The sequence below is a fragment of the Marinobacter sp. SS21 genome, from assembly GCF_028369065.1.
Taxonomy (GTDB): domain Bacteria; phylum Pseudomonadota; class Gammaproteobacteria; order Pseudomonadales; family Oleiphilaceae; genus Marinobacter.
The window spans coordinates 20,827-39,980 of sequence record NZ_JAQNDA010000004.1; the positions used below are offsets into that span (position 1 = coordinate 20,827).

At 62.5% G+C, this 19,154-nt stretch carries 17 protein-coding genes; 11 read left to right on the top strand and 6 right to left on the bottom strand.

From position 1 onward, the window contains the following. Positions 1-146 precede the first annotated feature (146 nt). The 3 genes from N6L25_RS06565 (at position 147) to cspE (ending at position 3,487) form a co-directional block, all read left to right on the top strand. Positions 147-2,594 (top strand): acyl-CoA dehydrogenase, encoded by a 2,448-nt coding sequence (locus N6L25_RS06565; protein WP_271979294.1) that lies wholly within the window; start codon positions 147-149, stop codon positions 2,592-2,594. Positions 2,595-2,667: 73 nt separating this feature from the next. Further along, positions 2,668-3,048 (top strand): fluoride efflux transporter CrcB, encoded by a 381-nt coding sequence (gene crcB, locus N6L25_RS06570; protein WP_271978986.1) that lies wholly within the window; start codon positions 2,668-2,670, stop codon positions 3,046-3,048. A gap of 232 nt (positions 3,049-3,280) precedes the next feature. Continuing rightward, positions 3,281-3,487, top strand: a complete 207-nt coding sequence (cspE, locus tag N6L25_RS06575; RefSeq protein ID WP_227173699.1) for a transcription antiterminator/RNA stability regulator CspE — start codon at positions 3,281-3,283, stop codon at positions 3,485-3,487. A 109-nt stretch (positions 3,488-3,596) separates the two neighbouring features. On the opposite strand, the gene N6L25_RS06580 is transcribed toward cspE, so the two are convergent. After that, positions 3,597-4,394, bottom strand: coding sequence for a dienelactone hydrolase family protein (locus N6L25_RS06580; protein WP_271978987.1), 798 nt, complete (start codon positions 4,392-4,394; stop codon positions 3,597-3,599). A 224-nt stretch (positions 4,395-4,618) separates the two neighbouring features. On the opposite strand from N6L25_RS06580, the gene ald reads away from it, so the two are divergent. The 3 genes from ald to N6L25_RS06595 all read left to right on the top strand — a co-directional run bounded on the left by ald (position 4,619) and on the right by N6L25_RS06595 (position 7,085). After that, positions 4,619-5,749 carry an alanine dehydrogenase gene (gene ald / locus N6L25_RS06585; protein ID WP_271978988.1) on the top strand — a complete coding sequence of 377 codons (1,131 nt, stop codon included), beginning with the start codon at positions 4,619-4,621 and terminating at the stop codon, positions 5,747-5,749. A gap of 72 nt (positions 5,750-5,821) precedes the next feature. Next, positions 5,822-6,394, top strand: coding sequence for a glutathione S-transferase family protein (locus tag N6L25_RS06590; RefSeq protein ID WP_271978989.1), 573 nt, complete (start codon positions 5,822-5,824; stop codon positions 6,392-6,394). An 82-nt stretch (positions 6,395-6,476) separates the two neighbouring features. Beyond that, positions 6,477-7,085, top strand: coding sequence for a Yip1 family protein (locus N6L25_RS06595; protein WP_271978990.1), 609 nt, complete (start codon positions 6,477-6,479; stop codon positions 7,083-7,085). A 286-nt stretch (positions 7,086-7,371) separates the two neighbouring features. Here the strand turns inward: N6L25_RS06595 and N6L25_RS06600 are convergent, their stop codons facing one another. After that, a complete protein-coding gene (locus N6L25_RS06600; protein WP_271978991.1) occupies positions 7,372-8,004 on the bottom strand; it encodes a TetR/AcrR family transcriptional regulator in 633 nt (210 codons plus the stop codon). Positions 8,005-8,085: 81 nt separating this feature from the next. On the opposite strand from N6L25_RS06600, the gene N6L25_RS06605 reads away from it, so the two are divergent. From N6L25_RS06605 to N6L25_RS06615, 3 genes are all read left to right on the top strand, one after another. Continuing rightward, a complete protein-coding gene (locus N6L25_RS06605) occupies positions 8,086-8,928 on the top strand; it encodes an SDR family NAD(P)-dependent oxidoreductase (RefSeq protein ID WP_271978993.1) in 843 nt (280 codons plus the stop codon). A 24-nt stretch (positions 8,929-8,952) separates the two neighbouring features. Continuing rightward, the gene (locus N6L25_RS06610; protein ID WP_271978995.1) at positions 8,953-9,879 is read left to right on the top strand and encodes a ferritin-like domain-containing protein; all 927 of its coding nucleotides are present in this window, start codon (positions 8,953-8,955) and stop codon (positions 9,877-9,879) included. A gap of 86 nt (positions 9,880-9,965) precedes the next feature. Further along, complete coding sequence (locus tag N6L25_RS06615; RefSeq protein ID WP_271978996.1) at positions 9,966-11,504, top strand: flavin-containing monooxygenase; 1,539 nt, start codon at positions 9,966-9,968, stop codon at positions 11,502-11,504. Here the strand turns inward: N6L25_RS06615 and N6L25_RS06620 are convergent. Beyond that, on the bottom strand, positions 11,476-14,073 hold the full coding sequence (locus N6L25_RS06620) for an EAL domain-containing protein (protein ID WP_271978997.1): 2,598 nt from the start codon (positions 14,071-14,073) through the stop codon (positions 11,476-11,478). The genes N6L25_RS06615 and N6L25_RS06620 overlap by 29 nt on opposite strands. Positions 14,074-14,355: 282 nt before the next feature. On the opposite strand from N6L25_RS06620, the gene pbpG reads away from it, so the two are divergent. Both pbpG and N6L25_RS06630 read left to right on the top strand, forming a co-directional pair. Then, a complete protein-coding gene (gene pbpG / locus N6L25_RS06625) occupies positions 14,356-15,261 on the top strand; it encodes a D-alanyl-D-alanine endopeptidase (RefSeq protein ID WP_271978998.1) in 906 nt (301 codons plus the stop codon). A gap of 11 nt (positions 15,262-15,272) precedes the next feature. Then, positions 15,273-15,752, top strand: a complete 480-nt coding sequence (locus N6L25_RS06630) for an asparaginase domain-containing protein (protein WP_271978999.1) — start codon at positions 15,273-15,275, stop codon at positions 15,750-15,752. A gap of 45 nt (positions 15,753-15,797) precedes the next feature. Here N6L25_RS06630 and N6L25_RS06635 read toward each other — a convergent pair whose 3' ends face one another. The 3 genes from N6L25_RS06635 to N6L25_RS06645 are packed head-to-tail and all read right to left on the bottom strand — an operon-like array spanning position 15,798 to position 18,744. Then, positions 15,798-16,544: a pseudouridine synthase gene (locus N6L25_RS06635; protein WP_334312388.1), complete on the bottom strand. Its 747-nt coding sequence runs from the start codon at positions 16,542-16,544 to the stop codon at positions 15,798-15,800. Continuing rightward, positions 16,496-17,527: a metal-dependent hydrolase gene (locus N6L25_RS06640; protein WP_271979001.1), complete on the bottom strand. Its 1,032-nt coding sequence runs from the start codon at positions 17,525-17,527 to the stop codon at positions 16,496-16,498. Before N6L25_RS06640 ends, N6L25_RS06635 begins: the two co-directional genes overlap by 49 nt. After that, entirely contained in the window at positions 17,515-18,744 is a 1,230-nt protein-coding gene (locus N6L25_RS06645; protein ID WP_442915217.1) for a lytic murein transglycosylase, read from the bottom strand. Before N6L25_RS06645 ends, N6L25_RS06640 begins: the two co-directional genes overlap by 13 nt. Between the last annotated feature and the right edge of the window lie 410 nt (positions 18,745-19,154).

Here is a 19,154-nt window from a genome sequence, read left to right on the forward strand (position 1 = left end):
TAGGATGAGTTCAAGGCTCGCTGAGCGTTGTCAGAAAAGCAGTTCCAGGTAACTGGAGAGTGGAGGCTTACCGCCGCGACTGGCGGCGTGCTTCCCGTGCAGTCTTCAGGAAACATTCAACGGCTCCCTAAGGATGAGTGGCTATGATGACGTTAATCCTGTCTCTAATTGCTGTCGCTGGCGTTTTGGTGGTCATGCGTAATGAATCCGGGGCCAGGCCCGCCATTACCCTGCTGGTGGTGATCGGCGTGGCCTCGCTGCTGTTCGCCTCCGCTACCCTGGCGCTGGTGCTGTTCGCAACCGCTGCCGCGACTGCGGCCTGCGGCCTGCCGGGCTTCCGCCAGAGTTGGCTGACGCCGCGGATTTTCGATCTGTTCAAGAAGGTGGCGCCGAAGGTTTCCGAAACCGAACGCACCGCCCTGGAGGCCGGTACGGTGGGCTGGGACGGCGAACTGTTCAGCGGTCGCCCGGACTGGCACAACCTGCTGATCAATCGCAATACCGGACTGACAGACGAGGAACAGGCCTTCGTCGATCAGCAGTGCACCACCGCCATCGCCATGTGCAATGCCTGGGATGTCGCGGTCGACCGGGCCGATCTGCCGCCGGAGCTGTGGGCGTTTCTGAAACGGGAAAAGTTCTTCGGCATGATCATTCCCAAGGAATACGGTGGCCTGGGATTCTCCGCCAAGGCTCAGACCGCGGTCTTGCAGAAGCTGGCCCCCAACGAGTCCCTGATGGTGACCGTGGGTGTACCCAACTCCCTCGGGCCGGGCGAGCTGTTGCTCAAGTACGGCACCGAGGAGCAGAAGCAGCATTACCTGCCACGGCTGGCGGATGGTCGCGAGATTCCCTGTTTCGGCCTGACCGGGCCGCGCGCCGGTTCTGACGCCACCTCCATTCCCGATACCGGCATCGTCTGCAAGGGCACGTTCGAGGGCAAGGAGGTGCTTGGCCTCAAGCTGAATTTCGACAAGCGCTGGATCACCCTGGCACCGGTGGCCACGGTGGTGGGGTTGGCCTTCCGCATGTTCGATCCCGACGGCCTGCTGGGGGATACCAGGGATTACGGCATCACCTGCGCGCTGATTCCCCGTGACACCAAGGGCATGGACATCGGTCGCCGCCATTGCCCCATTGGCAGTCCGTTCCTCAACGGGCCGATCAAGGGCAAGGACGTGTTCATCCCGCTGGAGTACATCATTGGCGGCCAGGACATGGCTGGCCAGGGCTGGCGGATGCTGGTGGAATGCCTGTCCGTTGGCCGTTGCATTACCCTGCCGTCCGGCGCTGCCGGAGCGGCGGCTTACGCGGTGGGTACCGCCGGTGGTTTCACCCGGGTGCGTCGCCAGTTCAATACCCCGGTGGCGGAGATGGAGGGGGTGCAGGAACCGCTGGCGCGCATCGCCGCCCATGCCTACATCGCCCAGGCCGCGGTGAATCAGACCGCGAACATGGTGGACCGGGGCGAGAAGCCCTCGGTGCCGTCGGCGATCCTGAAGTACCACCTGACCGAGTACCAGCGGAACGTGCTGACTGACGCCATGGATGTCCACGGCGGCAAGGCGGTTACCCTGGGGCCCCGCAACTACCTGGGTATCAGCTTCGCCGGCACCGCCGTTTCCATCACGGTGGAGGGCGCCAACATCATGACCCGCAGCCTGATGATCTTCGGCCAGGGCGCCATCCGCTGCCACCCCTATGTGCTGGATGAGCTGGCGGCCAAGGACAACGACGACATCGCGGCCTTCGACCGGGCCTTTTTCGGTCACGCCGGGCTGATTTTCGGCAACGCAGCCCGCGCCTTCACCCAGGCGCTGGGGTTGGGGCGGCCGGAAGTGCCCTTTGACAGCGCTTCGCGGCGCTACGCCCAAGGCGTGGCTCGGTTCAGTGCCGCCTTTGGCCTGTGTGCCGATGCCGCCATGACCACCCTGGGTGCCGAACTCAAGATGCGCGAGCTGATCTCCGCCCGCTTGGGCGATATGCTGTCCAACCTGTATCTGGCGTCGATGGTGCTCAAGCACTGGTACGAAGCGCAGCCGGCAGAGGGCGAGAAGGAGATCATGCAGTACAGCCTGCGGCTGTTGCTGCACCGGACCGAGGCGGCCCTGGAGGAGTTTCTCCAGAACCTGCCCAACCGGCCGGTGGCCGTCGCCTTGCGGGGCATCACCATGCCGCTGGGGCAGCGTTGGGACAAGCCCCATGACGACACCACCCGGGCCCTGGCCCGCGCCATCTCCACCGACAGCCCCTTGCGCAGCCGGCTGCTGGCCGGTGCCTGGACCACGCCAGGGGAGCTGGGCAATGCCAACCCGGTGGCTCGCTACAATGCCCTGTTAGCGGATTATCCCCATGCCGAGGACCTCTACCGCAAGGTGACCAAGGCCTATGCCAAGGGGCAGCTACCGATGGAGGCGCTGCACCCGGAACAACGGGTGGAGGCGGCGCTGCAGGCGGAACTCATCAGCGAGCAGGACGCCGAGTTCATGCGACGTTACGAGGCCGAAGTGCTGGAGCTGCTCAGTGTTGACGACTTCCCGTTCGACGCTTTCGCTCACAACAAGGAAACGGTGATCGAGCACAACGCCGCTTGATCCCAACCGTCGGGCGGGGCTAACGGCTGTGGCCGCCCGCTCCGCCGGCCCCCAGTGGAGACAAACGCAAGGTATGTGGTGGTCGATTCTTGCCGTCAGTGGCGGCGCGGTGATCGGGGCGAATCTGCGCTGGGCGCTGGGGCTTTGGCTCAACAGCGAATACCACGTGCTGCCGCCGGGGACCCTGGTGGCTAACCTGGCCGGTGGCTGGTTGGTGGGGTTGCTGATCAGCTACTTCAGTCACGGTACGACGCTGGCACCGGAATGGCGACTGTTTGCCATCACCGGGCTGTGTGGTGCGCTGACGACCTTCTCCACCTTCTCTCTGGAAATGTTCGCGGCCATCCAGGATGGCAAGTGGCTGATGGCGGTTCTGGGCTGTTTGGCCCATCTGTTGGGCTCGCTGATCATGGTTGCCCTGGGGGTCTACACCTTTAGTCTAGTACGTGGTTGAAATTGATCGGTATCTTCACCTATCGATCGAAAATGCTCTTGGCAAGTCGCTGAACTAAGAGTAGAGTTCTCAGTGAAGGAAAGATTGGCAAAGCATTTCATGAATAAGACGTATCCCACCGTAGGTTGTAGTGCATCGTCCTGTTTTTGATTCCGCGAGTTAAGTTTTTCCGTTAACGTCAGTCGCAGTGGCTGCGATGACAACCCCAAGATTGATTTCAGGAAGTGTAAGTATGTCTACAACTACCGGTACCGTTAAATTCTTCAATGAAACCAAGGGCTTCGGTTTTATCACTCGTGAAGATGGCCCGGACGTTTTCGTTCACTACAGCGCTATTCAGGGCTCCGGTTTCAAGACCCTGGCCGAAGGCCAGCAGGTTGAGTTCACCGTGACCCAGGGCCAGAAAGGTCCTCAGGCGGAGAACGTGGTCGCCCTGTAAGCTACAGGCACCCGTTCACAAAAAAGGCAGCCCAGGCTGCCTTTTTTATTGCGTTGAATTCAGCGGACGCTGGCTTCGCCCGGATCTTGGCGCGTTGCCGGGGCGCTCGCTAGCGCCCGAACAGGTCTTGGTAGAAGGCCAGGGTGCCTTGCCAGGTGCGCTCTGCGGCGGCCTGATCGTAGCCGATGGGCATGCCGAACCGCTCCGCCAGCGCATCGGCAGCGGGATTGCTGAACGAGTGCAGGACCCCGGGGAAACTGGTCAGCGTGAGGTCGACGCCGGCGTCCTGCATCTCGGTCACCAGTTGTGCCACCTGGCTGGCGGGTACCATCTGGTCGGCGCCGCCGGTGTAGACCTGCACCCGGGCCCTGACCTGACCCGGTTCGGCCTGGATGGGGCCGGTCAGAGCGCCGTGGATGCTCACCACGCCGGCCAGGTCCACCCCAAGCCGCGCCATGTTGAGCACCACGGCGCCGCCGAAACAGTAGCCCTGGGCGGCGATCTTGCCCGCCGCCACGGTTGGATGCGCCTGCAACCACTCCAGGGCGGTCACGAAGCGCTGGCGTAACTGTTCGGCATCTGCGGTGGCCGCCTGCATGAAGCTGCGGGCGTCGTCGGGATGGTCCGCCACCTTACCGCCGCCATACATGTCGAGGGCAAACGCGGTGTAGCCCTCGCGGGCCAGTCTGTCCGCCTGCTGGCGAACGAAGTCATTGTGCCCCCACCATTCGTGCACGATCAGGATGCCTGGTCGCGTCTCACCTAGCGTCTCGTCGAAGGCCAGATAGCCGGTGTGGTCCTCGCCATTAACCTGATAGGTCACGGTTTCCGATTTCAGCTCGGCCTGAGCTGTTGCCGACACCAGCATCAGGGCCAGGGCGGTGGCCGGGATAGCGAACGCTTTCATGTTTGAACTCCTTGGGTTTCCTGGATTTTCAGGGGGGCGTAGTTCGGGGGCTCCCAAAGCACCCTAAGTGTAATCGCTCCCGGTGATTTGTCAGGCCTGGGGAGGTGTCAGTGAGCGTGGCTGGGCGGTGGAGAAGTTGTCGGATCGGTGTTCATCTGCTGAACTTAAGGAGGCCTTTCGGGCTTTCTGAATGGCTGAACCCAGGTCCCAATGCGGCGGGCGGTATGATCATTGGCGTTCCCAAGGAAATCAAGAACCACGAGTATCGGGTTGGTTTGCCGCCGGCAGCGGTTCGCGAGCTGGGCGGCCATGGCCACCAGCTGCTGGTGGAAAGCCAGGCCGGTGCCGGCATTGGCTATTCCGATGCGGACTACGGTGATGCCGGTGCGACCATTGTTGGCTCGGCCCGGGAGGTGTTTGCGCAGGCACAGTTGCTCATCAAGGTGAAGGAACCGCAGGCGGCTGAACGCTCGATGCTGACACCGGATCACACCCTGTTCACCTACCTTCACCTGGCGCCCGACCGGCCTCAAACCGTCGATCTGCTGGCCTCCGGCGCCACCTGCATCGCTTATGAAACCGTCACCGACGCCCACGGCCACTTGCCATTGCTGGCGCCGATGTCGGAGGTGGCAGGGCGGATGTCGGTGCAGGCCGGTGCCCGCTGCCTGGAAAAATCCATGGGCGGGCGGGGCGTGTTGCTGGGCGGGGTCCCCGGTGTCGAGCCGGCCCGGGTGACGGTGATCGGCGGCGGTGTGGTGGGCCAGAATGCGGTCGCCATGGCCGTGGGGTTGGGCGCCAGCGTCACGGTGCTGGACCGGAACATCGAGGCGCTACGGCAGCTGGATAATCGTTATGGCAACCGCATTCGTACCCTGTGCTCGACCCGGGACGCCCTGGAGCAGTCGGTGATCCAGTCCGACCTGGTGATCGGGGCGGTGCTGATTCCCGGCGCTTCGGCACCGAAACTGGTGACCCGGGACATGCTCCGGCGAATGGCGAATGGCAGTGTCGTGGTGGATGTCGCCATCGATCAGGGTGGCTGTGTCGAGACCTCCCGCCCCACCACCCACGCCGACCCTACCTATGTGGAGGAGGGCGTGGTGCACTACTGCGTCGCCAACATGCCCGGTGCCCTGGCGCGCACCTCCAGTCAGGCGCTGAGCAATGTGACGCTGCCATTCATTGTGGCCCTGGCGGACCAGGGGCCAGTGCCCGCCCTGCTGGCGGACGGCCACCTGCGGGCTGGGCTGAATGTGTGTGCCGGCAAGGTAACGCATCGGCAAGTGGCAGAGGCGCATGGCTACGAATACACCGAGGCCGAGCCGCTGCTGCGGCAACTGCAAACCCACTGAGGCAGGGGGGCGCGGCGCCGGCCGACCTCCCCCTGCAGGCCTTTGCCAATCTCCGTTGACCAAGGAATGAACATGAAACTGATCGGCTCCACCACGTCCCCTTATGTTCGTCGCATCCGGCTGTTGCTGGCGGACCGGCCCTACCAATTCGATAACCTGGACATCTACGGTGCCGACCGCGATGAGCTGCGCCGGCAGAATCCCGCACTAAAAATTCCCATGCTGATCGACGATGGCCAGACCGTGTACGACTCCCGGGTAATCGCCCGTTATCTGATGACCAAGTTCGATTTGCCGGGCCTGGACTGGGAGCAGGAGAACCAGCTCACCGTGATTGATGCCGCCAACGATTCGTTCGTCACCCTGTTGTTGTCCAAGCGCTCCGGGCTCGACATCGACCAGGGCGCCATGTTTTACCGTCTGCAATGGGAGCGGGTGGAGAAGACCCTCACTGCGCTGGCGGCGCTGATCAGCGAAAACCGCTTTGTCGATTGGAACTATCCGGCAATGTGCCTGTACTGCCTGGTGGACTGGCTCGACTTTCGGGAGCTGCTGGCGGGGGCAGCCAAGGACACCCTGTTGGCGTTCCGCGACCGTCATCGCCAGCGCGAGATTGTCGCGGCAACCGACCCCAGGCTGGCCTGAGTCGCTGGAGCTTTTGCCGGATCTGAACTAGTTTGTGAATGAGGCGTATTGAAAGACGCCATACAACAAGAGGGAAACGGCGATGCTTCTGAGTCATGCGTTTGGTCTGTTTACCCACCCAGACGACGAGTGGGCTTCCATCCGAAAAGAACACGAGACACCGGCCAGAGTCTATGTGGCCTATGTCTTGCTCCTGGCGGCCATTGGGCCGGTCTGCGCGTATATGTCCACCGCCCACTTTGGCTGGAGCGTGGGCGAACGTACGCTCAAACTCACCGAAATGAGCGCGTTGCAGCTGAGCGTGCTCACCTATCTGGCCATGCTGGTGGGGGTGTTTGCCTTGGGCTATGCCATCAACTGGATGGCGCGCACCTACGGTGCCCATGAGGAGCACAACGCGGCCAACGGCATCGCCCTGGCGGCCTATTCCTGCACCCCGCTGTTCCTGGCGGGGTTTGCCCTGCTGTATCCGGTACCCTGGTTCAATGCCCTGGTGTTCCTTGGTGCCGCCTGTTACGGCGCCTGGTTGCTGTACGATGGCCTGCCCATCGTGATGCAGATCCCCAAGGACCAGGCGATCATGTACGCCGGTTCGTTGCTGGCGGTGGCGCTGGTGATTCTGGTCTCCACCCGGGTCGGGTCGGTGCTGTTGTGGAGTTACGGTTTCGGGCCGACCTTCATCGAGGTGTAGCGCCTCCGGGCGCTGTCATCTAGGGAGCCTCTGATTAACTCCGGATCACCTCTGGCATTCAGAGCCATTCACAATCAAGGCGCGACTTTGCAGTAATGTCTGGACCTTGCAAAAAGGCGCAACGCCGAGTGTGGATGGCTCTGAATGCCCCGCAGGGCGCGCTCTGAAGGCTGCACCTGCGGCGTTGCGGCTCTTGCCAAGGGCGACGGCTATTGGCTGCGAACCGCGTCTTGCATCTACAGCCTTCAGATCGCGCAGAGGCGATTCGGAGTTAATCAGAGGCTCCCTAGCTTGATTCTGCGCCCTGGCGTTCGATCAGGGCCATTTCCTGTTCCGTGTAATGACCGATCATATTGGCCAAGCCCTCCACCAACTCGTCGAAGTCAATCGGCGGCGCCGGCTCGGACAGGTGTCTGACCACCGCAAAAATACCGCCATTGATCATGATGTAGCTCATGGTGGGAATGTTGCGGATTGTCAGGGTTTCCGGATGGTGCATCAGGTACTGGGTCACCAGTTCTTGCAGGGTTTTTTGTAACGGCTCCAGGTGTTCCTCGAAGCCCAGCGTCATGGCGTGGCGGGCGCACTTGAGGTAGCGCGCATCGTTTTGCTGCAGAAATTCCTTGAATTGCTGCAACAGTTCCCGCACCGCATCCCGTATCGGTTTCCGAACAAGGGTAGGCACCAACGGCTGGATCAGGGCGATGGTGTCGGCCACGAAACGCTCCGCCATCACCTGGAAGATCTGTTCCTTGTTGTCGAAGTATTCGTACAGAGAACCCACACCAACCCCTGCAATATCAGCAATTTGTCTGGTGGTTGTCGCCGCCGGACCGTGCTCGGCCATGGCGATGAAACCGGCCTCGATGATGGCGTTGACGGTCTCTTTAGCGCGCTTTTGACGGGGTTTTCTGGCCATATTTTTTCCGAATTGTATCCGAACAAGCATTCGCTTTAGTGTAGAGGAAGCATCCTACTATTCATAGCAGACAGGTTCATCATGTTTGGAATTCGTTCGCCGAAAAAAAACAGCACAGCCGCCACTGCGGTCGTGACCGGTGCCGGCAGTGGTATCGGCCGGGCCTTCGCACTTGAAATCGCCCGCCGTGGGGGCGTGGTGTTGTGCTCCGACATTAATCTGGAGTCGGCACGGGAAACCGTCCAATTGATTGCCCTGGCTGGCGGCCAGGCCTGGGCCTGGCGCTGCGACGTCAGTGAGCTGGCCGAGGTGGAGGCGCTGGCTGCCAAGGCGGATGAACTGCTGCCCGCACCGGTGGATCTGGTGATCAACAACGCCGGAGTCGGTATTGGCGGCAAGCCCATCGGCGAGACCGCCATCAGTGACTGGCAGTGGACCCTGGGCATCAATCTGTGGGGTGTGATTCACGGTTGCCACGTGTTTGCGCCACGGCTGCGGAAGCTGGGCCGGGGCGGCATCATCAACGTCGCCTCCACCGCCAGTTTTTCCGCGGCCCCGCTGATGGGGCCCTACAACGTCACCAAGGCCGGTGCGCTGGCGCTGAGTGAGACCCTGTCGGCGGAACTGGCGGGTACCGGCGTGACCGTCACCGCGCTGTGTCCAACCCTGGTCAAAACCAACATCAATGCTAACGGTCGCATCGTCGGCGAGTCCTCCAAGCTGTTTGACCGGCTGATGGATCGTTTTGGCATGTCCGCGTCACGGGTGGTCCGGGATGCCCTCAATGCCCTCGATCGGGGCGACCTGTACGTCATGCCACAGTTCGATGCCCGCCTGATCTGGCGCGCCAAGCGCTTGATTCCGCGTACTTATGCCGCCGGCACGGGACTGATTAACCGATTTGGCGCCAGTCGCCTGCACTGATTCAACCTGCTCAAGGAGTAAGTTATGGCTAAGATCGACCTCGACAAAATGCTCGAGAAAGTTAAGAACACCCAGTGGGCCCTGTCGGACATCGACTGGGACGCGCCGGGCGCGGACCTGATCACGGAAGAGCAGTGGCCAAAACTGAAGGAGTTCATGGCGGACCTGATGTGGATCGAGCACGTGGGTGCCCGCGCCTTCGCTGCCATGGCGAACAAAGCCCCCACCGACACCCTGCGTCAGCTGTATTCCTATTTTCATGCCGAAGAGCAGCGTCACGCCAACGCCGAGATGGCGCTGATGAAGCGCTGGGGCATGCTGGATGGGGACGAGCTGCCGGAGCCCAACATCAACCTGCGCCTGGTGATCGAGTGGCTCGACCGCTACAGCGACGAGATGCCGGTGTACGTGCTCGGCACCGTGGTGCCGATGCTGGAGATCGCCCTGGACGGCGCGCTGTGCAAATTCCTGCTCGATACCGTGGAAGACCCGGTGTGCCATGCCGCCTTCGAAAAAATCAATGACGACGAGTCCCGCCACCTGGGCGTGGGCTTCACCGTGATGGAGATGCAGGGCCATGGTGCCACTTACATCAAGATGGTGCAGATGGCCGCCCGGTTGATGGACCCACGGTTGATCCTCGGCATCGCCTCCTACTTCCCGCTGCTGAACAAGATGCGGGACAACGTGGTGGCGATGGGGCTGTCGGAAGAAAAGCTCTACGAGTGCATGCGCAAGTTCGAGAAGATCGGCGGGCGTACCGAGGATGGCCGCCGCAACCCCTGGTTCCAGATCATCAAACTCCACAGTCGCTGGGTGGTGGACCGCGACAACCGGCTGTATCACAAGCCGGTGGACGCCATTGTGAAGGCGACCAGCTACATTCCGCGCAAGGCGTTGCCGGCGGTCCCGAGCTGGGTCAAAGAGCTGACTTACAAACCGACCGCCTGAGCCGGTCCCCGACCAACCGCCGCACCGGTCGCCGCCCTGGGCTGGCGGGCCGGTGCGCCGTTATCCAGAGACAGTGAGAAGTAGCTATGACCAACGCGACCACCAACCGTAACAGCGGTAAGCGAGCCAACGGCGCAAAGGCCAAGAGTCTGGCCGCTCCGAAACGGAGTCGTCCCAGTACCGTGCTGATCGTCGGCGCGGGTTTTGCCGGTCTTGGTGCCGCCATCCGGCTGCAGCAGGCCGGAATCAAGGACATCGTAATGCTGGAGCGGGCCAGCGAGGTGGGCGGCACCTGGCGGGACAACACCTATCCCGGCGCTGCCTGTGACATCCCCTCGAACCTGTATTCCTATTCCTTTGATCCCAATCCGGACTGGTCCCGGAGCTTTTCCGGCAGTGCCGAAATTCTGGATTACATCAAGGCCATGGTGGAGCGGTTCGATCTCGGCAACTACATTCGTTTCAACCAGAATGTCACCGATCTGGCCTACGATGATGACCAGGGGCTGTGGCACGCCACCACCGAGGCTGGCGAGGTGTTCAGTGCCCGCGCCGCAGTGATGGCCCAGGGGCCGCTGTCCAACGCCAGCTTCCCAGCCATCACCGGCATTGACGAGTTCCAGGGCCACAAGATCCACAGCGCCGCCTGGGATCACGACTACGATTTCCGGGGCAAGAAGGTGGGCGTGATCGGCACCGGTGCCAGCGCCATCCAGATCATTCCCGAGCTGGTCAGGGACGCCGACAAACTGACGGTGTTCCAGCGCACGCCCGCCTGGGTCATGCCACGCCCCGACTTCCAGACCCCGAACTGGCAGAAGACGCTGTTCCGCAAACTGCCGGCGAGTCAGAGCGCGCTGCGCAAGGGCCTCTATCTGGCCCATGAATCCATGGCGCTGGCGGTGATCTGGAATTCTCCGATGACGGCAATCGCTGAACGATTGGGGCGTTGGCATCTAAAGCGTCAGGTCAAGGACAAGTGGCTGCGTCGCCAGCTGACGCCGAACTACCGCATTGGCTGTAAGCGGATTCTGGTGTCTAACGACTATTATCCGGCCCTGCAGCAGCCCAACTGCAAGTTGATCACCTGGCCAATCGCGCGCTTGTCGGAAAATGGCATCCGTACCGTGGAGGGCATTGAGCATCAATTCGACTGCATCGTGTTCGCCACTGGCTTCGAGGTCAGTCACTCGGGGACGCCGTTCCCGGTGCGGGGCAGCGGCGGTCGGTTGTTGGCGGAAGACTGGCAGCGGGGCGCTCAGGCCTACAAGAGCATCAACGTGGCCGGCTATCCCAATCTGTTCCTGACGTTCGGCCCGAACTCCGGTCCGGGTCACAACTCGGCGCTGGTGTACATGGAGTCCCAGATCGACTACATCGTGAAGGGGGTGCGCACCATTCTCGACAAGAACCTAAAGGCGCTGGCGGTGCGAGATCGCGCCCAGCAGGTCTATAACGCAGACATTCAGCGTCGTCTGGCGAAAACCAACTGGAACTCCGGCTGCAAGAGCTGGTACCTCACCGAGGACGGTTTCAATGCCACCATGTTCCCCGGTTTCGCGACCCAGTACGCCAGCCAGATGGAAGAGCTGGATCTCAAGGATTACGCTCTGATAACTGCCTGACGCTGACGGGCCGGCTCCAGTAGTAACCCTGGCCGTAGAGGCCAGGGAACTGTTGCAGCCAGGCTGCGACATCCCCATTTTCGACCCCCTCCACCACGATCCTCAGCTGCAAGGCCTCCCCCAGTTCCAGCGCGGTCCGCAGGATGCGTTGGCGGGTGAGGTCGGTGGTGATGTCCTGAAGGAAACTGCGGTCGATCTTCAGCTCATCAAGATCGAAGCTGGCCAGGGTGCCTAACGACGAATGGCCGGTGCCGAAATCGTCCAGCGCAATCTGGAAGCCGGCCTGGCTGAGCCGGTGGATCATCCCTTGGGCCAGTGCGGTGTTGGCCATCATCGAGGTCTCGGTAATCTCCAGGATCAGCTGCTGGGGCGCGATGCCATGACGCTGGAGAGTCGCCAGCGCGGTTTGGTCAAACGCCGGCTGGGTCAGATCGAGGGCCGAAATGTTGATGGCCAGGGTGAGATCGTTGCCATAGTGGGGCGCCAACTGGTGCCAGTCCCGGCACACCCGGTCCAGGATCCAGCGGGTGACCCGATGGATGGTGCCCAGCTGTTCCGCCAGCGGAATCCACTGATCCGGCGCGATGGCGCCAAACTCCGGGTGCTGCCAGCGGATCAGGGCCTCGAATGCCACCACCCGGTGGTCGGCCAGGCTGACTTTAGGCTGGTACAGCAAATAGATATCGTCGTTGTTCAGGGCGCCGTCGAGATCCAGCATCAGCATTTGTTTCTGGTACTGCTGCTCCGCCACCGCAGAGTCGTACTCGGTCAGGGTCTGGGTCCGATTGAGGGATGCAGAGCCGGCGCAGGACAGCACCTCGGCACCGCTGTTGCCATGCTGCTGGGAGTGGGCAATGCCGATTGACGGCGCCCAGCTAAAAGCGTAGCGGTCTTCAACGAAGCCGGCTTCCAGCCATTGAGTCAGGGCGGGCCAGAGCTGGTCGGTGGGCTTCTCCAGATGATTGCGGTACACCGCGAAGGTGTGATTTACGGTATCCACCGTGCCCAGGGGTTGCCGATTGAACCGGACCAGGGCATTGCCCAGCAGCTTGCGCAGAAAGCTGTCGAGCTGGCCCAGGTAGGCATTGAGCAGGTGCTCCGAGGCCTGGTGCCCCAGGGACTGCTCGATTTCATGGAAGCGCTCGATACGGATCAGCAGCAGCGTGTAAGGCTCGCCCTGGCGGTGTAGCTGGTCCAGGGTTTCTTCCACCACCACCCGGTTGGGGCGCCCGGTGACCCGGTGAGTAATGAGCAAGCGGTCATAGTCGGCCTTCAGCCGGACTCTCCGGCTACGCTCTTCCCGTACCCGCAGTGACGCCAGCTGCCGTCGCCGTCGTTCTTCCAGCAGCTGTTGGCCGATGCCCATGGTGAGGATCAGGGCTGCGGCGCTGGTGCCCAGGAAAAAGGCCGAATTGGTGAGACTGTTGACCGGTACCCAACCGATGGTGCGGATGGACGACACCAACGCGCCCAGCAACAACGCCAACACCGCCGCGGCAAAGTAGCGGGCGTACAGGTGGCTGCGCAGACGCTGCAAGACCAGCACCAGAATATAGAACAGGGCCACGGTGGCCAGCACCAGCAGGCTGCCCTGGCCCAAGTAGGGAATCTGCAGTGGTGTGGTCACCAGTAACAAAAAAGCGATCAGCGACAAGCCGTTGAGAATGCGGGAGGGCAGTTGGGGCAATTCGATCGCGTGGCGGGTGAACTGGCAGATGGCAATCAGGCACATGGGCAGGCTGATGCCGATCAGGGCGTTGGCTGCGGGCAGGTTTGGCCAGAGTAGCCAGGGGCCGAAACCCTCGATCACCAGCTGGGTGAGAATGACGCCGAGCAGCAGCACACTCAGCCAGGCCAGTTCCGGGCGTCGCAGCATGCCGACCATGAGGATGTTGAACACCATGGCGAAGCCCAGCAGACCGGCCACGAACGCTTTCCACACCAGGGTCAGCGCGCTCGAATCCACCACTTCCTGGGGCGACTGCAGGGTTACCGGCAGCATGGTGGGGCCGGTGTTGCGAACTTCGAACAGATAGACCGTCGAACTGCGAGGCGGCAGGGTCACCGGCCAGACCCACTGCGGCAGCTTGTAGAGGCGGGTGTTGAACGGGTACAGATCCCCCATCACCGGTAGCCGATCGACAACCCCGTCGCGAATGGCGGCCGGGGCGATATGGTCGAGAAAGGGCGCCGCAACCACAATCAGCCGCTGCCTCGGCTGGTCGCCGGGGTTATCCAGCTGGAAACGGAAGGTGGCCGGGCCGGTCAGGTAGCCAATGCCGCTGCCGTTGTTAGGCGCGGCCTGCCAGTTGTGTTGGCGCCAGTGGCCACTCGCCAACACCCTATCCAGGCTGTCGAGTACGTAGTGGAGGCGAGGGCGGGGGGGCTGGTCAGACTCGAACCCGCCAGGGTGGGCCAGCAGGGGCTGCGGGTGATAAAACGCATGCATCAGTAAACCGTAGCCGACCGCCAGCAGCACCAGGAGCAGAGGCACCCAGGCGGGGGTCAGGCTCAGCGGCTGGGCCAGTGCGGGTAGAGCTGGTTGGCTGTGGGAGTGGCTGGTTTCCATCGCTGACCCGGTGCGTAAGCGGTGCTGGCGTCCTTGTGGCCGATTCGTTCGGTTACACAGGGAAACGAAAAGCACACGTTATGTAACATGCTGAATTCAAGGGTATTTTACGTAATTTTAAGAATTCTTTCATGCGCTGAATTTACACGATGTGGCGCAGTCGTAATATTTTTCCCGGTGTCCGGCAATTCCCCGGCGGAACAGGGCTGGTATAGTAGGCGCCACGTCGGCGTTTGCGAAGGCAGGCCGGTGAAACTCACTGTCTGGAGCGATACTGGAATCATGCGTGTGCTGTTGCCCCTGCACCTGGCCATCCTAATACTGTTGACCGCCGGCATGGCCAGGGCGTCCGCAGAGGCCCCCAATTTGGCGTCGGTCAATGCCGCGGTGGCCTACGTCGACGATGGCGAGCTGATTGTTGCCAAGAATGCGCAGCGGGTGGTGCCCATCGCGTCGGTGACCAAATTGATGACGGCGCTGGTGGTGCTGGAGTCGGAACAGCCCCTCGGCGAGTGGCTGGAGTTTTATCCCCGCCATCTTCCGGCGGCGGCGAATGCCTATACTCGCATTCGGGTGGGTTCGGAGATGCGACGTCGGGATATGTTGCGCATTGCGCTGATGTCGTCGGAAAACTTCGCCGCCTATACCCTTGCCCGCCACTACCCCGGTGGCTACGACGCGTTCGTGGCCGCCATGAACGCCAAGGCCCGGGCTTTGGGGATGAATGACAGCCAGTTTGTCGATCCCACCGGACTGTCCTCCGATAACCGCTCGACGGCGGCAGACCTGGTCAAGCTCGCCCTGGCCGCCGCCCAGCACCCCGAAATTGGCGAATACTCAACCAGCCGTTATTTCACCGGCCGGTTTCGTCAGCCCCGCTACAGTCTGTCGTACGGCAACACCAACGTGCTGGTGCATCGGGACAGCTGGGGCGTGGCATTGAGTAAGACCGGCTACCTGGATGAAGCGGGACGCTGCCTGGTGATGGTGGCGGAAGTGGGCGGTCGGCAGCTGGTGCATGTGCTGCTGGATTCGTTCGGCAGCCGTTCTCCGGTGGGCGACGCCGGCCGGATCAAGCGCTGGCTGCAGACTGGCGCGCCGGGGCGTGTTGCCGGCGCGGCCAAAGCCTATGAGCTTCGCCGAAATGCGCAGTACGCCTCGGCCAACACCGCCGGATCGGCGCAATAGGGGGCTTGGTGATGATCCAGATTTTTACCACCGGCGGCACCATCGACAAGCAGTATTTCGATGCCAGCAGTGAGTTTCAGATCGCAGCCAGCCTGGTGCCGGAGATGTTGCAACAAGCCGGAATCGAGGGCGGATACCGACTCACCGAGTTGATGCGAAAAGACAGTCTGGATCTCGACGACCGGGACCGGGTCTGCATTCGCGACGCCGTCGTCGGCTCCGAGGCCCACCGGATTCTGCTGACCCATGGCACCGACACCATGACCGCGACTGCCGAGGTGCTATCCGGGGTGACGGGTAAGACCATCGTGTTGGTGGGCGCCATGCAGCCGGCACGGATGAGTCGCAGCGATGCCGAATTCAACCTCGGCTTTGCCTGGGCCGCTGTCCAGCTGCTGCCGCCAGGCGTCTACATTGCAATGAGTGGCGGGGTGTTTGAGGCCGGTCGAGTCCGTAAGAATCGGGCCGCCCAGCGATTCGAGCCGGCTTGAGCGGTATCGCACCGCCGACGCCCAGGGTTAGTCCGAGGCCGCCTTTTACCCGCCGATACTGTGGATCTCCGCATCGCTCAACGCCCGAAATTCGCCCGGCGCCAGTGCCGGATCCAGAACGATCTCGCCGATCCGGGTCCGATGCAGCGCCACCACTCGGTTCCCCACCGCGGCCAGCATCCGCTTGACCTGATGATAGCGGCCTTCGGTGATGGTCAGGTCGATCATCCGTGGCGTCAGCAGCGTGACCTCAGCCGGGGCCGTCAGGCGCTGCTCGTTACGCAGAGCCACCCCCCGCCGCAGCTGCTCCAGGGCGACCGAGTCGATGGTGTCGGCCAGGGTAACCCGGTAAGTCTTGGGGCAGCGGAGGCGAGGTGAGGTCACCCGATGGGACCACTGGCCGTCGCTGGTGAGCAGCAACAGTCCGGTGGTGTCCAGGTCCAGCCGGCCCACCATATGCAGCTCCGGCCGCAAGGCTGGCGGCAGCAGGCTGAGTGCGCTGGGGTGGGGGTCATCGCCGGTGCTGCTGACTACGCCTTCGGGCTTGTTCAACATCAGGTAGCGTTGCCCCGGCAGCGTCAGCCGTTGGTCTTTCAATTGCACTGTTTGGTGCTCGAGCACCTTACTGGCCGCCTGCCGGCAAGGGCGGTCGTCCACCGTCACCCTGCCTCGGCTGATGGCCTGCTTGGCGTCCTTGCGGGACAGGCCAGTGGCTTTGGCGACAAACTGATCCAGGCGCATGGTCAGGAGCAGTGCTCTTCCGGTCCGGCTGGTGCGACGTCGGCCAGGCACAGCTCGGCCTGCCGGCCGGTGAGCCGCAGCCACAGAGCACCCAGAAATGCTGGCGATACCGCCGGTCGCGGCAGTTGGTAGCTGGGAGTCGCGCTCCAGGCGCCGTTCTCACCCTGAGCCAGCACGAAGGTAAAGGGATGAGCCCCGGGCAGGCCCAGCCGAATGTCGGTGGCGGTGAGGCGATTGTCCTGGCTTTGGTAGGCCAGAAATCCCTTGGTAAACCAGGCCAGCCGTTCGCCCTCCGGCAGCGCGGTGGCGGCGGCGACCAGTCCGGGATCGACCGGATAGCGTCGCACCCGGGGCGGTTCGCGGCCATCGAAGAAACCAGTGACCAGTTCCAGACGCTCGTCGCCGTTGAGCACGGTAATCCGCCATAACAGGGTGGACAGGGGCATGGGTTGAACCAGCCGGGGGGCTTCGTCGGCACCCAGTTCCGCCAGTAGCGGCGTGATTCGGCTGCTGATCAACTGTTGCGCCATCAGGCTCCAGCCCAGATAAACCGTGGACAGCATCAGCGCCAGCACCATGGGCTGGCTCCGTTGTGGCCGCCAAAGTGCCAGGGCCACCGCGATGAGTAACGGCAGGGTGTACAACGGATCAATGATGAACACGCTGGTTAGCGCCACCGGAGATCCGAACGGCCACAGCAATTGGGTGCCGTAGGTGGTGAAGGCGTCGAGCAGCGGATGGGTGAGCAGTATGCTGGCGCAGAACAGCAACCAGCGGCGGTAGCTGAGCACGGGTTTCCAGCGCTGGAAAAGCCAGGCCAGTACCAGACTCAGGGGGGTGAGCAGCAACAGCGAATGGCTGAAGCCCCGGTGCTGGGTGAAGTTGGCCACGGCGGAGCCGTAATCAATCATCACGTCCAGGTCTGGCAGGGTGCCGAGCAGGGCCCCGCCTAACAGTGCCGTCCTTCCCAGCGTCTTGCCTGCAATGGCTCCGCCGAGGACGGCACCCAGCGCCGCCTGGGTTATTGAGTCCATGTCTCAAGTCCCAGCGCCTGGAACAGGGCCTGATCCGGGTAGCCGTCGGCGGTGAGGTCATTGGCGTGCTGGAATTGTCTAATGGCCTGGCGGGTGCCCGGGCCAAGGATGCCGTCGGGCTGGCCGGAGTCGTAGCCGCGCTCATTCAGCGTCAGCTGCAAGGTCTTGATGGTGTCCCGGGACAGTGCCGGCGCGTCTTCTGGTGGCGGCGTGTGCAGGCCGCCGGCACCGGCGATCCGGTCCGCCAGGTGGCCGACGGAGAGGGCGTAGAATTCGGAGCGGTTCCAGCCCATGATGACTTTGAAGTTGTGGTAGGCCAGGAAGGCGGGGCCCCGGTGTCCGGCGGGCACCACCAGGCTGGCATTGATATCGGCGGTGCCCAGCGGCTGGCCGAAAGCGTCCTTGAGGCCCAGTGTCCGCCATTCCGACAGTGGCCGTTTGCCGCCGTCCGCCAGGCCGTAGTCAAAGTCCGCCGGCAACAGGACTTCACGCCCCCAGCGGTATTCGCGGTTCCAGCCCATGGCTTGGAGAAACTTGCCGGCGGACATCAGCGCGTCGGGCAGGCTGTTCCATAAGTCGCGACGTCCGTCGCCGTCGGCGTCCACCGCGTGCTGCAGGAACACCGTGGGCATGAACTGGACATGGCCCATGGCGCCAGCCCAGGAGCCTTCCATCTGATCGACGCTGATGGCGCCTTCGTCAATGATTTTCAGGGCCGCAATCAACTGGGTGGTGAAGAAGCTGCTTCGCCGCGGGTCGCAGGCCAGGGTCGCCAGGGAACTGGGCACCGACATCTTGCCGAAGTAACTGCCGAAATTGGTTTCCAGGCCCCAGAACGCCAGCAGGTACGCTGGCGGTACGCCGGTCTCCCGGGTGACCCGTTGCAGCAGTTCCTGGTGCTGCCGCAAGAGCAGCCGGCCCTGAAGGATGCGGCGGGCATTGACGCGACGGTTGAGGTAGTCGGCGAACGTGGTGGTGAATTCCGGCTGCCGCCGATCCAGCTCGATGACCCTTTCCAGGTATTCGACACGGGCCAACACGGTATTGGCGACCTGCGCTGAGACACCTGCCGCTACGGCTTTGTGCTCAAGTTCATTGACACATTCCTGGAAGTCGCCGGTGGTAGCGCCCTGAGCCAGCGGCGCGGCGACAAGGGAGAGTAAGGCGACAAGACGGCGAAAGGTAGTAGCAGGATGCCGGGACTTGGGGCTGGACACGAATGACCTCGAAGCGAAGTAATTGAAATCAGCGACTATGTTAACGCGTTTGGCGGCCCTTGAAACGGGGATTTAGCGGCCGAAAGTGACAATTGTTTAAGGTGGTCCTGAAAAACGCCGTATCGTCTCTGGGTGTACTGAAGGGCCTCCAGGAGTCGGCGTGTTTTAAAGACGCCTTGACGCGAACGGAAACGTAACCGGATTCTGAAGTTTGTTGTGTGCTGGTAACGGCCGGGTTTTAGGATCGCGGCTTTGATCTATAGTTAGGGGGCCTCGGTATGGCCGTTGAACGCCGGCAACGATTTCGGCGCCCGGCCGAGGCTCACGCTAAGTCTGGCCGAATCTGGTCGCGCCGGATACCCGCTCGTTCCGGGCCCGAGCTCCGGCCCGTTCTCGCTGAAGGTTGTTGT